The 11981-nt window shown below is 74.4% G+C and carries 10 protein-coding genes; all 10 read left to right on the top strand.

Going from position 1 to position 11981, the window contains the following annotated elements:
* The first annotated feature begins 38 nt into the window (after positions 1-38).
* The 10 genes from P2H44_RS20640 to P2H44_RS20595 all read left to right on the top strand — a co-directional run bounded on the left by P2H44_RS20640 (position 39) and on the right by P2H44_RS20595 (position 11975).
* Positions 39-356 carry a DUF3467 domain-containing protein gene (locus tag P2H44_RS20640; protein ID WP_275766649.1) on the top strand — a complete coding sequence of 106 codons (318 nt, stop codon included), beginning with the start codon at positions 39-41 and terminating at the stop codon, positions 354-356.
* Positions 353-2371: an HlyD family efflux transporter periplasmic adaptor subunit gene (locus tag P2H44_RS20635; protein ID WP_275766646.1), complete on the top strand. Its 2019-nt coding sequence runs from the start codon at positions 353-355 to the stop codon at positions 2369-2371. The genes P2H44_RS20640 and P2H44_RS20635 overlap by 4 nt, the downstream gene beginning before the upstream one ends.
* A gap of 10 nt (positions 2372-2381) precedes the next feature.
* Positions 2382-4529, top strand: a complete 2148-nt coding sequence (locus tag P2H44_RS20630; protein WP_275766643.1) for a PqqD family peptide modification chaperone — start codon at positions 2382-2384, stop codon at positions 4527-4529.
* Positions 4522-6507, top strand: coding sequence for a preprotein translocase subunit SecA (locus tag P2H44_RS20625; RefSeq protein WP_275766641.1), 1986 nt, complete (start codon positions 4522-4524; stop codon positions 6505-6507). The genes P2H44_RS20630 and P2H44_RS20625 overlap by 8 nt, the downstream gene beginning before the upstream one ends.
* Complete coding sequence (locus tag P2H44_RS20620; RefSeq protein WP_275766639.1) at positions 6504-7313, top strand: efflux RND transporter periplasmic adaptor subunit; 810 nt, start codon at positions 6504-6506, stop codon at positions 7311-7313. Before P2H44_RS20625 ends, P2H44_RS20620 begins: the two co-directional genes overlap by 4 nt.
* Positions 7294-8109, top strand: coding sequence for a hypothetical protein (locus tag P2H44_RS20615; RefSeq protein ID WP_275766638.1), 816 nt, complete (start codon positions 7294-7296; stop codon positions 8107-8109). Before P2H44_RS20620 ends, P2H44_RS20615 begins: the two co-directional genes overlap by 20 nt.
* The gene (locus P2H44_RS20610; RefSeq protein ID WP_275766636.1) at positions 8106-8987 is read left to right on the top strand and encodes a hypothetical protein; all 882 of its coding nucleotides are present in this window, start codon (positions 8106-8108) and stop codon (positions 8985-8987) included. The genes P2H44_RS20615 and P2H44_RS20610 overlap by 4 nt, the downstream gene beginning before the upstream one ends.
* A 42-nt stretch (positions 8988-9029) precedes the next feature.
* Positions 9030-9986, top strand: a complete 957-nt coding sequence (locus P2H44_RS20605; RefSeq protein ID WP_275766633.1) for a radical SAM protein — start codon at positions 9030-9032, stop codon at positions 9984-9986.
* A 21-nt stretch (positions 9987-10007) separates the two neighbouring features.
* The gene (locus P2H44_RS20600; RefSeq protein ID WP_275766632.1) at positions 10008-10790 is read left to right on the top strand and encodes a SapC family protein; all 783 of its coding nucleotides are present in this window, start codon (positions 10008-10010) and stop codon (positions 10788-10790) included.
* Between the two features lie 114 nt (positions 10791-10904).
* Positions 10905-11975, top strand: a complete 1071-nt coding sequence (locus P2H44_RS20595) for a methyltransferase (protein WP_275766630.1) — start codon at positions 10905-10907, stop codon at positions 11973-11975.
* Positions 11976-11981: the final 6 nt, after the last annotated feature.

The raw sequence follows: 11981 nt of genomic DNA, 5'->3' as shown, positions 1-11981 counted from the left end.
CGGCCCCTCCCGCCCTCGGGCCTGACAGGGGAGAGCGTATGAAGGACGGCGACGACGCCGACGACAAGTCCGGGGCGGAGAGCGAGGCCCGCGGCGGCCGGCGCACGGTGCGCTGGGACGACAGCCGGATGCAGACCTCCTTCGCCAACGTGGTGAACGTGCAGTCGACGCGCGAGCAGGTGGACCTGTTCTTCGGCACCAACAAGACCTGGAACCCCTCGGCCGAGCGGTCGCTGACGGTGGACCTGTCGCACCGGATCATGCTCAGCCCGCTGGCGGCCAAGCGCCTGTCGCAGGCGCTGAACGGCGTGCTGCGGGAGTACGAGGCCCGCTACGGGAAGCTGGAGGTCGAGTGACCGGCGCCGAGGGGGACGGCGACCGCGCGCCGGATCTCGCCCCCGGCGGAGCGCACGGCGACGGCGCGGGCGCCAGGTCGGGCGGCGATCCGTCCGGCGCGGGGCAGGGCGCCCTGCACGGGGAGGCCGAGGCGCCCATGGGCGCCGGCGGGTCCGTGCGCGCCGAATTGCCCGACTCCGATCCCTCCGACGACGCGTCCGACCCCGGGGCCTCCGGCTCCTCGGTGGCCTTTCTCGAACAGGCGCTGTGGCGGCGCCTGTCCTCCCCGGACCTCGAGGCCGCGGCGCAGGCCTGGCTGCTGCTGCATGCGCGCCAGTCGCCCGGCGTGCGGCTGGGCGTGGTGGTGCTGTCCGCGCCCGACGGGGCGCTGACCCCGGTCGCCGTCTTCCCCGAGGGGCGCGAGCCCTCCCGCCGCCTGACCCGCGCGGCCGAGGCCGCGGTCGCCCGCCGCGCCGGCGTGGCCCAGGGCGAGCAGGGGCGCGCCATCGCCTGGCCGATCCTGCTGGGCGAGCAGGTGGCCGGCGTCGCGGCGCTGGAGCTCGACGCCTCGGCCGACGCCCGCGCGGCGATGCGCCAGCTGCAATGGGGCGTGGGCTGGCTGCGCGACCGGGTGCGCCGCGTGGCGGCCGAACGCACCGCCGCGGGTCTCGCCCAGGCGCGCGCCGGGCTGGACCTCGTGGCCTCCGCGCTGGCGGCCGAGAACCATGACGACGCCTGCCGCTCGGTCGCGACCGAGCTTGCGGCGCTCGCCGGCGCCGACCGCGTGGCGGTGGGCGAGCGGACGGGGCGGCGCAGCCAGGTGCAGGCGATCAGCCATGCCGCGAGCTTCGGGCAGCGGATGAACCTGGTGCGCCTGCTGTCGTCCGCGATGGACGAGAGCCTGGACCAGCGCAGCGCGGTGATGTGGCCGGCGCCGGCCGAGGGGCCGCTGCTCGCGACCCGCGCGCATGAGCAGCTCGCCCGCGCCACGGCGGCCGAGCACATCCTGACGCTGCCGCTGATGGCGCGCGACCATTTCGTGGGCGCGATCACCTTCGAACGCCCCCGCGGCGCGCCCTTCGACCAGGCGACGGTCGACCTGCTCGACGCCGCCGTCGGCCTGCTGGGCCCGGTGCTGGAGGAGCGGCGGCGCAACGACCGCTGGCTGCTGGGCAAGGCGGGCGAGGTCGCGGGCGCCCACCTGCGCCGCATCGTCGGGCCGCGTTACGCCAAGCGGAAGCTGGCGCTGATCTGCGCCGCGGCCCTGGTCGCGCTGTTCTGGCTGTGGACGGACGAATGGCGGGTGACCGCCGACGCCGCCCTCGCCCCCGCCCAGCAGCGCGCGATCGTCGCCCAGTTCGACGGCTACATCCGCGAGGCGCCCGCCCGCGCCGGCGACGAGGTGCGCGAGGGCGACCTGCTGGTGGCCTTCGACGACCGCGAGCTGGTGCTCGAGCGCCTGCGCTGGTCGACCGAGCGCGCCCGCCTGACCCTGGAATACGAGAAGGCGCTCGCCGAGCGCGACCGCGCCGCCGCCCGCATCGTCGAGACCCAGGCCGAGCAGGCCGACGCCCAGATCCGCCTGGTCGACGAGCAGATCGCCCGCGCCGCGCTGCTCGCGCCCTTCGACGGGCTGGTGGTCTCGGGCGACCTCAGCCAGTCGATCGGCTCGGCGGTCGGGCGCGGCGACCTGCTGTTCGAGATCGCCCCCGACGACGCCTGGCGCGTGGTGCTGCAGGTGGACGAGCGGGTGATCGACCAGGTCGCGCCCGGCCAGCAGGGGGAGCTCGTCGTCGCCTCGCTGCCCGGAGAGGCCTTCCCGATCACGGTCGAGAAGGTGACCCCCGTCGCCGCCCCGCACGAAGGCCGCAACGCCTTCCGCGTCGAGGCGCGGCTCGACGCCTCCTCCGACCGGCTGCGGCCGGGGATGGAGGGGGCGGCCAAGCTCTCGGTCGGGGAGCGGCGGATGATCTGGATCTGGACCCGGCCCCTGCTGGACTGGGCGCGCCTGGCGCTGTGGCGCTGGGCGCCCTGAGGGGCCGGTGATGGCGAAAAGCTTCCTCAGCCCCTCCTGGTACCGGGTCGCCGACCTCCGCCCGCGGCTGCGCAGCCAGGCCGAGATCCACCGCCAGGTGTTCCGCGGCCAGACCTGGTACGTGGTGCAGGACCACCAGTCGGGGCGCTTCTTCCGCCTGTCGCCCGCGGCCAACCTGATCGTGTGCCTGATGGACGGGCGGCGCTCGATGCAGGCGCTGTGGGACCACGCCTGCCGCACCTTCCCCGACGATCCGCCCACGCAGGACGAGGTGATCCGCCTGCTGTCGCAGATGCATTCCTCGGACCTCCTGCAGGGCGAGATCGCCCCGGACATGGCCGAGCTGGAGCGGCGGGCGAGCAAGCAGAAGAGCCGCGACCTGCTCTCGCGCATCCGCAACCCGCTGGCGATGCGCTTCCCGCTGCTGGACCCCGACCGCTTCCTCGAGGCGACGCTGCCGCTGGTGCGCTGGATCTTCTCGCCCGTGGGCCTGCTGCTGTGGGCGGCGCTGGTCGCGACAGGCGCGACGCTGGCGGTGATGAACTTCCGCGCGCTGGGCGCGGACGTGGCCGACCGGGTGCTGGCGGCGGACAACCTGCTGATCCTGTTCCTCGCCTATCCGCTGGTGAAGGCGGTGCACGAGCTGGGCCACGGCTACGCCGCCAAGGCCTTCGGGGGCGAGGTGCACGAGATGGGCGTGATGATGCTCGTCTTCATGCCGGTGCCCTACGTCGACGCCACCTCCTCGGCGGCGTTCCCCTCGAAATGGAAGCGCGCGCTGGTGGGGGCGGCGGGGATCATGGTCGAGCTGGCGCTGGCCGCCGCGGCGATGATCTTCTGGCTCCAGGCCGAGCCCGGCATCGCGCGCGCCTTCGCCTTCAACGTGATGCTGATCGGGGGCGTCTCGACGCTGCTGTTCAACGGCAACCCGCTGCTGCGCTTCGACGGCTACTACGTGTTCTCGGACCTGATCGGGATCCCCAACCTCGGGATGCGCTCGAACAAGCAGGTCTTCCACCTGATCCGCTCCCGCCTCCTGGGGGACAAGAGCTCCGAGAGCCCGGCGACCGCGCCGGGGGAGCCGTGGATCTTCGTGGTCTACTCCGTCTCGGCCTTCGTCTACCGGATCGGCATCACGCTCACGATCGCGCTGTTCGTGGCGCAGAAGTTCTTCTCGCTGGGGATCATCCTGGCGGCGTGGTCGGTCGGCTCGATGTTCGTGTTCCCCCTGTTCAAGGGCGCGCGCTGGCTGGTCTCCTCGCGCGATCTCTCGGGGCGGCGGGGCCGGGCGCTGGCGGTGACCGGGGCGTTCGTGGGGGCGATCCTCGCCGGCCTGCTGGCGCTGCCGCTGCCGCTCGCGACCATGGCGCAGGGCGTGGTCTGGGCGCCCGAGGGCGCGGTCCTGCGCACCGCCGCCGACGGGTTCGTGGCCGAGATCGCGCCCGAGGGGCCGGGCCCCGTCGCCGCCGGCGCCCCCCTGCTGCGGCTGGAGGACCCGAGCCTCGACGCCCGCATCGAGGTGCTGGAGGCCCAGCGGCGGGAGCTGGAGCTGCGCCTCGGGGCCGCTCGCGTGCTCGACCGGGTGCAGGCCGACGCGCTCGCCCAGCAGATCGAGCATGTGGAGGGGGCGCTGGCGCTGGCCGCCGCGCGGCGCGACGCGCTGGTGCTGCGCGCGCCGCAGGCGGGGGCCTTCGTCTCCCCCCATTCGGCCGAGATGCCGGGCCGCTTCCTGCCCAAGGGCGCCGAGGTCGGCTACGTCGTGCGCCCCGAGGAGCTGGTGCTGCGGGTGATCGTCCCGCAGTCCTCGGTCGATCTGCTGCGCACCCGCCCCGGCCCCGTCTCGGTCCGCTTCGCCTCCGACCCCGAGGCCGCGCGCGACGCCCGCGTCCTGCGCCAGGCGCCGGCGGCGAGCCACGAGCTGCCCAGCCTCGCGCTCGCCGCCCGCGGCGGCGGCACGCTGGCGGTGGACCCGTCCGACCCCGAGGGCCAGCGCCTGCTACGCTCGGCCTTCCAGCTGGAGCTCGCGACGGTCGAGCCCGCGCCCTCGGACCGGGTGGGGGAGCGGGTGTTCGTGCGCTTCGACCATGGCTCGGAGCCGGTCGCCTTCCGCCTGTGGCGCGCCACGCGCCAGCTGTTCCTGGCGAGCTTCGATGTCTGACGCGGCCGTCCTCCCCGGCGCCGCGCCCCGCCTGCCGCGCGCGCGCATCTACCCCCAGCGGGAGGTCCCGCGGGAGGGCGACCTGGACGCGGCCTTCGCCCGCTGGCTGGCCGCGGCCCGCGCGCCCTTCTCGGTCGCCCGCGGCCGGCGCTTCGCACGGCTCGCGCGCGACGTCGCGCGCTTCGCCCCCTCGCCCGAACTGACCGACGCCGAGCTTCGCGCCCACGCGCTGGAGCTCGCCGCCGCCCTGCGCGCCGCCGGCTGGCCGCTGCCGCGCCCGCTGGTCGCCCGCACCTTCGGCGTGATCGCCGAGGCCTCCGCCCGCACGCTGGGGATGCGCCACAAGCCGGTGCAGCTGATGGGCGCCGGCGCGATCCTGTCGGGCATGATCGCCGAGATGCAGACCGGCGAGGGCAAGACGCTGACCGCGACGCTCGCCGCCATCGCCTCGGCGCTGGCGGGGATGCCGGTGCACCTGATCACCGCCAACGACTACCTCGCCGCCCGCGACGCCGAGGAGATGGGCCCCCTCTACCGCTTCTTCGGGCTGAGCGTGGGCGTCGTGGTCCACGGCGTCCCGCCCGAGGCGCGGCGCGCGGCCTATGCCGGCGACATCGTCTACTGCTCCAACAAGGAGGTCGCCTTCGACTACCTGCGCGACCGCATGGCGCTGCGCCGCCGCGGCCACGACCTGCACCTTCGGGCCGAGCGGCTGGGCGGGACCGAGGCGCGCGTCGCGGGCGTGCGCCACCGCGGCCTGCCCTTCGCCATCGTGGACGAGGCCGACAGCGTCCTGATCGACGAGGCGCGCATCCCCCTGATCATCTCCCGCTCGCTGCCCGCCGACGAACAGACCCGGCGCACCTACGCCACCGCCCTGCGGCTCGCCCGCGCGCTGCAGGAGGGGCGGGACTACGCGCTCCTTCCCAACGACCGCAACGCCGAGTTGAAGCCCGAGGGGGTGGCGCGCATCGCCGAGATGGCCGAGGAGCTCGACGGCTCCTGGCAGGTCTCGGTGATCCGGGAGGAGCTGGTCTCCAAGGCGCTGGCCGCGATCCACCTCATCAAGCGGGACGAGCACTACCTGGTGCGCGACGGCAAGGTCTGCCTGATCGACGAATACACCGGCCGCCTGATGCCCGACCGCTCGCTGGCCGAGGGGCTGCACCAGCTGGTCGAGATGAAGGAGGACGTGGCGCTGTCGGGCGCGCGGGAGACGATGGCGCGGATGACCTACCAGCGCTTCTTCGCCCGCTACCAGCGCCTGGGCGGCATGACCGGCACGGCCCGCGGGGTGGGGGGGGAGCTGATCGCGGTCTACGGCCTGCCGACCGCCACCATCCCCACCGCCAAGCCGCCCCGGCGCATCCGCCGCCCCGATCGCCACTATCCGACGGCCGACGCGAAATGGACGGCGGTGGTCGCGCGGGTGGCGGAGCTGCACGCCGCCGGCCGCCCGGTCCTGATCGGCACCAAGTCGGTCGAGAGCTCGCAGATCGTCTCGGCCCGGCTGGAGGCGGCGGGGATCCCCCACGCCGTGCTCAACGCCGACCAGGACGCCGCCGAGGCCGAGGTCGTCGCCCGCGCGGGCGAACCCGGGGCGATCACGGTCGCCACCAACATGGCCGGGCGCGGCACCGACATCAAACTCGGGCCCGGGGTGGCGGAGGCGGGGGGACTTTTCGTCCTCTCGACCGAGCGGCACGAATCCGGGCGCATCGACCGCCAGCTCGTCGGCCGCTGCGGCCGCCAGGGGGAGCCGGGGGAGGCGGAGGCGTTCCTCTCCCTCGAGGACGACCTGGTGCGCGACGCGCCGGCGCGGATGCGGGCGCTCGCCCGCCTCCCCGGCGGCGCGAAGCGCCTGTTCGACGCCGCCCAGGCCGCGGCCGAGGCGCGCCATGCCCGCACCCGGCGGGCGCTGATGAAGGCCGAACGCCACATGGCCGACCTGCTGGCCTTCTCCGGAGAGGTGGAATGATCCGAACCGCGCTTGCGCTGACGCTTCTCGCGACCCCCGCCGCCGCCCAGGACCGGGAGGAATTCAACTGCGTCATGGACCCCTCGGCCACCGTGCGCCTGGGCGCGCCGGTGACGGGGCTGCTGGAGGCGGTGCTGGTCTCGCGCGGGGACCGGGTGGAGGCGGGGCAGATCGTGGCCAAGCTGCACTCCGAGATCGAGGCGGCGACCATCGCCCTCTACGCCGAGACCGCGGCGAACGAGGCCGAGATCGACGCCCAGGCCGCCCGCCTGCGATTCGCGCAGAGCCAGCTGGAGCGCGCGCAGGAGCTGCGCCGCCGCGGCGTCGGCACCGCCGAGCAGCTCGAGCAGGCCGAGGCCGAGACCGAGGTCACCCTGCGCGAGCTCGCCCAGGCCCAGATGCGCCGGCGCATCGCGGGGCTGGAGCTGAACCGCGCCAAGGCGCAGCTCGCCCAGCTCGCCATCCGCAGCCCCATCGACGGGGTGGTGGTGGACCGCGCCCGCTCCGCCGGCGAGTTCATGAGCCAGGAGGATCACGTCGCGGTCATCGCCGACCTCGACCCCCTGCATGTCGAGACCTTCCTGCCGGTGGAGTTCTACGGCCGCATCCAGGCCGGCGACGTCGCCACCGTGACCCCCGACGCGCCGGTGGGCGGCGACTACGAGGCGAGGGTGGCGGTGGTCGACCAGGTGTTCGACGCGGCCTCGGGCACCTTCGGCATCCGCCTCGACCTGCCCAACCCGGGCGGCAGGCTGCCCGCCGGGCACCGCTGCGTGGTGAGCTTCGATGTCGGCGGCGACGGCTGATCCCGTGGCGGCGCCCGCCGCGCTCCCCCCCACGCCCGAGGCGCTGCTGGCCGCGATCCGCCGCCTCGCGCCCGCGCCCTTCGCCGAGCGTTCGGCCAAGTTCGCCGGCGGGCGGATCCTCGACCGCCGCCTGCTGGTGGGGGTCGAGCCGGGCGCCGCGCCGGGCGTGAGGGAGGGGGCGCTGCGTCTCGCCCAGGATCTCGGCATGCCGATCGTGGCGCTGGCGGAGTTCGACTTGGGCTTCTCCGGCGCGCGGATGATCCACTTCGGGCTCGAGGACGACGGCGCGCGGGTGATCCGCAAGGCCTATCTCGAGCGGGACTTCGGCCCGCCGCGTCGGGGCCGGGCGCCTGAGCTCGCCTTCCTTGCGTGGAAATGGGCCGAGGGGCGCTGGTCCCGCGCCCTCTACCGCCGGGTGCAGGCCGAGACGCATGAGGCGCTCGACGCCGCGCTGGCGGCCTTCCCGGGCGGCGAGCCCGCCCGCGCCGTGCTGCGCCTGACCGCCCCGCGCCAGCCGGCGCGGGAGACCATCCTGCTGGAGGTGACCGAGGACGGCTCGCCCCGCCGCTCCTTCGATCTGAACTTCTACACGGCCGGCATGACCCTCGCCGACGTCGCCCCCGCCCTCGGCCCCGCGCTGGAGGCCGCGGGCGGGCCGGCCGCGCGCGGCTGGCTGGCGGCGCACGGGGCCGAGCGGCTGGGCCACGTCTCCGCCGGGACCGGGCGCGACGGCGCGCCCTTCGTCACGGTCTATTTCGGGGCCAAACGCTCGCCTGCGCCGGAGGGGCCGCCATGACCGCGCCCGCCGATCTCGTCTTCCCGCCCGAGCGCACGCGCCCCGACGACCGCTACCACGACTTCTGCCTGTGGCCCTATTCGCCGCTGCGCGCCCCCGCCGGGCGTCTGCGCAGCGCCGAGCTGCTGTTCCGCACCTTCGACCTCGAAGGGGTGGGGGCCGAGGGGCGGGCGCTGTGCGACGCGCTGCGCCAGGCCTTCGGCCTGCACAACACGGTGTGGGGCGTGAAGCAGGCGGGCGGGGCGCTGTCGTGGGAGATCTACGTCTACGACTACGCCCGCACCGCGCGCGCCCGCTCGATCCCCCGCTTCGTCGAGGCGCTCGCCCCGCACATGCCCTGCGCGCTGAGCCTGCCCGACGCGCGCCCCTACTTCATGTTCTCCGCCGGCTTCGACGCGCAGGCCCTGCGCGCGGGCGCCGAGCTGACCGAGATCGACGTCTACACCGGCAACCCGGGCAGCAGCGTCTCCTCGGGCGTCTGCCATCGGCTGAACGCGGCGGGGCTGGAGCTGAAGAACTTCTACTTCTTCTTCGACGCGGCGACCGAGCGGGAGGCGGCGCTGGGCAAGCTGATGTCCTCGCCCCACATCGGCGAGGGGGAGGTCTGGCCCGCGGCGCTCGCCTGGCCCGAGATGATGGGCTGCAAGACGGTGGTGGTGGCGAACAAGCGGGCCTCCGACGGGCTCTATTTCTCCCGCGTCGACGTGCGCGCGCTGGGCTGGTTCCTGCGCCGCACCGGCTTTCGCGAGGACGTCGCCCGACTGGTGACCGAGGATCCCGAACCGTGGTCGCATCTGCTGTTCGACACGGGCTGGGACTTCACCTTGATGAACGGTCAACCGATTGTTCTGAAAAGCGCTTTCTATGGACACCTGTGACCGCTAGGGTTTTCCGCAACGGCAGGCCAAGGGGAGGGCGGAGTGCCGGCGCACGACCATGACGACTACGTTTCCTTCTCGATGGAGTTCCGCTGCAACCTGCGGTGCGTCCATTGCATGATCGAGGGGACCATGGACCGCCTGCGCCCCGAACCCGCGGCGCGGTTCGACGCGCTGCTGGAGCGGCAGCGCGCCACCGGGCGCTGGAAAGGGCTGATCCTCACCGGCTCCGAGATCACGCTCCGCGCGGACCTGCCCAAGCTCGCGCGCCGCGCCCGCGCCGCGGGGTTCGAGCGGGTGCGCATCCAGACCCACGGCATGGGGCTGGCGAAGCCGGAGTTCCTGGACGGCCTGATCGAGGCGGGGGTGAACGAGTATTTCGTCTCGGTCACCGCCGCCGACGCGCAGACCCACGACGCGATCACGCTGGCCCGCGGCTCGTTCGAGCGCACGCTGGAGGGGCTGGCGCTGCTCGACGCGCGGCCCGGCGTGCAGGTCTCGACCAACACGGTCGTCACCACCCGCTCCTACGCGCAGCTGCCCGAGGTGGTGGCGCGGCTCGCGCACCTCAAGCGCCTCGCGCGGATGGAGTTCTGGGTGTTCCTGCCGATGCGCGAGGACGACCCCAAGGACCTGATCGCCCCGGTGGGCGAGATCCTGCCCTATCTCCGCCGCGCCGTCGCCGACGCGCGCGCGCTGGGGCGCGACGTCGAGATCAAGAACTTCCCGCCCTGCCTCCTGGGGGAGGACGGGGACCTGGTGGTCAACGACCAGCCGGAGCTGTTCATCGACCCGGCCTTCTGGCCGGAGTTCATGCGCAACGGCTTCCACCAGTGCGTCCACCGCGATCGCTGCGGGGCGACGGACTGCCTGGGCCTGTCGACCGCCTACATCCGCAAGTTCGGCTGGGAGGCGGAGCGGCTCCGCCCGCTTCCCCGTCCGGGCGCGCCTGTCCGGGCCGCGGCCGCCGCCGCGCGACGGCCCGACCCCTTTTCATGACCCACAGGGAGACCGCGTGACATGTCCACCCAGCTGCTGATCTACGAGCGCGCCGTTCCGATTTCCAAAGCCCGTCACGGCGGCATGTCGGTGAAGACCGGCGACAGCTACGAGTACGCCGCGAAGGTCAACTCGGTGCCGCTGATGGCGACCGAGTTCGCGGTGGCGGCCGGCGAGTATCCGGTGGTCTTCGCCGGCGGCGACGACCGGGTGATGCCCTGCGTGATCCTCGGCGCGCGCGGCGACCAGAACCTGTTCGTCACCAAGGACGGCGGCTGGGACGCCAAGTACATCCCCGCCTTCATCCGCCAGTACCCGTTCGTCTTCGCCTCGGACGCCAAGGGCGAGACGCTGACGCTGTGCATCGACGAGGAGTTCAAGGGCGTCAACACCGACGGCCGGGGCGAGCGCCTGTTCGACGCCGACGGGAACCGCACCTCCTATCTCGAGGGGATGCTGGCCTTCTCGCGCGAGTACCAGGCCCAGTTCCGCCGCTCGGAGGCGCTGTGCGCCAAGCTCAAGGAGCTCGACCTGCTCGAGCCGATGCGCGCCCGCTTCCGCACGCCGGCCGGCGAGACGATGGAGCTGACCGGCTTCCTCGCCGTCTCCCGCCAGAAGCTCAAGGCGCTGGACGCCGAGACGCTGAAGGGCCTGGTGAGCAGCGACATGATGGAGCTGATCTACATCCACCTGCAGTCGCTGCGCCACTTCCAGGCGCTGGTCGGCCGCATCGGCGCCACTCCCCAGGGCGAGGCCGCGGCCGAGGGCGAGGCCGCCGCGCCCGAGACCGAGCCGGCGACCTGATCGCGCGCGCCTCCCGCCCGTGCGCCGGGAGGCGCGACCGACCCAGGGGCGCGGTTCCGGCCGCGCCCCCTCGCGCCTGAGCGCCCTGCACGCATGGGATCCAGCGCCAGAGAGATGACCCGCCTCGACGCGCCCTCCACGATCCAGCCCGCATCGGCGCCGCCCCCCTGGCGGGCGCCGCTGGACGCCGTGGCGCCGTTCCTGCGGCACGGCCCCTCGGCGCGGGCGCTGCTGACGGCGCTGGAGCTGGGGGTGTTCGAGCTGCTGCCGCCCGACCTCGCGACGTCGCCGGACGAGCTGCGCCGGATGCTGTCGCTGCCGCCCGAGTCGATGGCGCTGCTGGCGGACCTGCTGGTGGGGCAGGGGGCGCTGGCGCGCGACGCGGCCGGCCGGCTGACCCCGACGCCGGCCCTGCTGGCCGCGCTCGCCCACCGCGATCTGCTGGAAGCGAAGCTGTTCCTCGGTCTCGCCGCCGAGCGCGACCTGCTGGCCGGCCTGCCGGCCCTGCTGGGCGACCGCCCCGCCTTCATGGCCCGCGCCGAGACCTTCCGCCTGTTCGACTACCGCCCCGCCGAGACCGGCGCCGACCCCGCCGCCGTCGCCCGCTGGGTGCGCCTGACCACCGCCCTGACCACCGCCGAGGCGCCCGCCTTCCTGGCCCACGCGGACCTCGGCGGCCACGCCCGCCTGCTCGACGTCGGCGGCAATTCCGGCGAGTTCGCCCGCGCGCTGTGCGCCGCCACGCCCGGCCTCTCGGCCGAGGTCCTCGACCTTCCCGGCGTCTGCCGCGCGGGCGAGGCGCATCTTGCGCGCACCGCCCCCGACGCCCCCGTCCGCTTCCGCCCCGCCGACTTCCGCCGCGACCCGATCCCCGAAGGCTTCGACCTGGTCATGTTCAAGTCCGTCCTCCACGACTGGCCCGACGCCGAGGCCGAGGCGCTGCTGACCTCCGCCGCCCGGGCGCTCGCCCCCGGCGGGCGGCTGCTGGTGTTCGAGCGCAACGGCCGGGGCCTCGACCGCGGCCCCGTCACGCCCGACACCGCGCCCCACGTCCTCTTCGCGCCGTGGTATCGCGGCCCCGACCGCTACGTCCGCACGCTGGAGCGGCTCGGCTTCGACCTCCGCCTGACGACGGTGGAGATCGACCTGCCGTTCCTGCTGCTCGACGCCGTCAAGCCCGCCTGAGACCCG

Source organism: Albimonas marina (genome assembly GCF_029223255.1).
GTDB lineage: Bacteria > Pseudomonadota > Alphaproteobacteria > Rhodobacterales > Rhodobacteraceae > Albimonas.
The sequence above is the reverse complement of the archived record's forward strand: the minus strand, read 5'-3'. Positions and strand labels throughout refer to the sequence as shown.